Here is a 2,500-nt window from a genome sequence, read left to right as displayed (position 1 = left end):
ACCTCCATTCAGTGTTACCTGAACTTCATCCTGGACATGGGTAGATCACTCGGTTTCGGGTCTACGACCACGTACTATATCGCCCTATTCAGACTCGCTTTCGCTGCGGCTCCGTCTCTTCAACTTAACCTTGCACGGGATCGTAACTCGCCGGTTCATTCTACAAAAGGCACGCCATCACTCATTAACGAGCTCTGACTATTTGTAAGCACACGGTTTCAGGTTCTCTTTCACTCCCCTTCCGGGGTGCTTTTCACCTTTCCCTCACGGTACTGGTTCACTATCGGTCACTAGGTAGTATTTAGCCTTGGGAGATGGTCCTCCCAGATTCCGACGGAATTTCACGTGTTCCGCCGTACTCAGGATCCACTCAAGAGGGAACGAGATTTCAACTACAGGGTTTTTACCTTCTTTGACGGACCTTTCCAGGTCGCTTCATTTACCCCGTTCCTTTGTAACTCCGTATAGAGTGTCCTACAACCCCAAGAGGCAAGCCTCTTGGTTTGGGCTATCTTCCGTTTCGCTCGCCGCTACTCAGGAAATCGCATTTTGCTTTCTATTCCTCCAGGTACTTAGATGTTTCAGTTCCCTGGGTCTGTCCTCAGTACCCTATGTATTCAGGTAAAGATACTACTCCATTACGAGTAGTGGGTTTCCCCATTCGGAAATCTCCGGATCAAAGCTTACTTACAGCTCCCCGAAGCATATCGGTGTTAGTCCCGTCCTTCATCGACTCCTAGTGCCAAGGCATCCACCGTGCGCCCTTTCTAACTTAACTAATTTTAAAACTAATTGAATTAAACTTACGCAGTTTAATGAATGACATTATCTAGTTTTCAAGGTACAAANNTCAAAACTAAACAAAACAATGAAGAAACATTTTCATACATGAACCATCGGTTCATGATGTCTCCATAGAAAGGAGGTGATCCAGCCGCACCTTCCGATACGGCTACCTTGTTACGACTTCACCCCAATCATCTGTCCCACCTTAGGCGGCTGGCCCCTAAAAGGTTACCCCACCGACTTCGGGTGTTACAAACTCTCGTGGTGTGACGGGCGGTGTGTACAAGGCCCGGGAACGTATTCACCGCGGCATGCTGATCCGCGATTACTAGTGATTCCGGCTTCATGTAGGCGAGTTGCAGCCTACAATCCGAACTGAGAATAGTTTTATGGGATTAGCTCCACCTCGCGGTCTTGCAACCCTTTGTACTATCCATTGTAGCACGTGTGTAGCCCAGGTCATAAGGGGCATGATGATTTGACGTCATCCCCACCTTCCTCCGGTTTGTCACCGGCAGTCACCTTAGAGTGCCCAACTAAATGCTGGCAACTAAGATCAAGGGTTGCGCTCGTTGCGGGACTTAACCCAACATCTCACGACACGAGCTGACGACAACCATGCACCACCTGTCACTCTGTCCCCGAAGGGAACGCCCTATCTCTAGGGTTGTCAGAGGATGTCAAGACCTGGTAAGGTTCTTCGCGTTGCTTCGAATTAAACCACATGCTCCACCACTTGTGCGGGCCCCCGTCAATTCCTTTGAGTTTCAGTCTTGCGACCGTACTCCCCAGGCGGAGTGCTTAATGCGTTAACTTCAGCACTAAAGGGCGGAAACCCTCTAACACTTAGCACTCATCGTTTACAGCGTGGACTACCAGGGTATCTAATCCTGTTTGCTCCCCACGCTTTCGCGCCTCAGCGTCAGTTACAGACCAGAAAGTCGCCTTCGCCACTGGTGTTCCTCCAAATCTCTACGCATTTCACCGCTACACTTGGAATTCCACTTTCCTCTTCTGCACTCAAGTTTCCCAGTTTCCAATGACCCTCCCCGGTTGAGCCGGGGGCTTTCACATCAGACTTAAGAAACCGCCTGCGCGCGCTTTACGCCCAATAATTCCGGACAACGCTTGCCACCTACGTATTACCGCGGCTGCTGGCACGTAGTTAGCCGTGGCTTTCTGGTTAGGTACCGTCAAGGTGCCAGCTTATTTAACTAGCACTTGTTCTTCCCTAACAACAGAGCTTTACGACCCGAAGGCCTTCATCGCTCACGCGGCGTTGCTCCGTCAGACTTTCGTCCATTGCGGAAGATTCCCTACTGCTGCCTCCCGTAGGAGTCTGGGCCGTGTCTCAGTCCCAGTGTGGCCGATCACCCTCTCAGGTCGGCTACGCATCGTCGCCTTGGTGAGCCGTTACCTCACCAACTAGCTAATGCGCCGCGGGCCCATCTGTAAGTGATAGCCGAAGCCATCTTTCAACTAAGGAACAGGAGTTCCTCAGTGTCATCCGGTATTAGCTCCGGTTTCCCGAAGTTATCCCAGTCTTACAGGTAGGTTGCCCACGTGTTACTCACCCGTCCGCCGCTAATTAACGGGAGCAAGCTCCCATTAATCCGCTCGACTTGCATGTATTAGGCACGCCGCCAGCGTTCGTCCTGAGCCAGGATCAAACTCTCCATAAAAGTTAAGTTTAAATCTTGTATTGCTCAAAAAA

General features: G+C 50.6%; 2 rRNA genes (1 of these 2 cut by a window edge). Both read right to left on the bottom strand.

The window, feature by feature from the left end:
• Positions 1-778: ribosomal RNA gene (locus tag CN601_RS23955) — 23S ribosomal RNA — on the bottom strand; it reaches 2,161 nt to the left of the window's first position.
• A gap of 140 nt (positions 779-918) precedes the next feature.
• Positions 919-2,468, bottom strand: a 16S ribosomal RNA gene (locus CN601_RS23950).
• The 16S and 23S rRNA genes sit together here, the layout of an rRNA operon.
• Between the last annotated feature and the right edge of the window lie 32 nt (positions 2,469-2,500).

The sequence above is a fragment of the Bacillus sp. AFS017336 genome (genome assembly GCF_002555445.1).
In the GTDB taxonomy this organism is placed as follows: Bacteria; Bacillota; Bacilli; order Bacillales; family Bacillaceae_G; genus Gottfriedia.
Note: the sequence above shows the minus strand (reverse complement) of the source record. Positions and strands in the feature narration are given on the sequence as shown.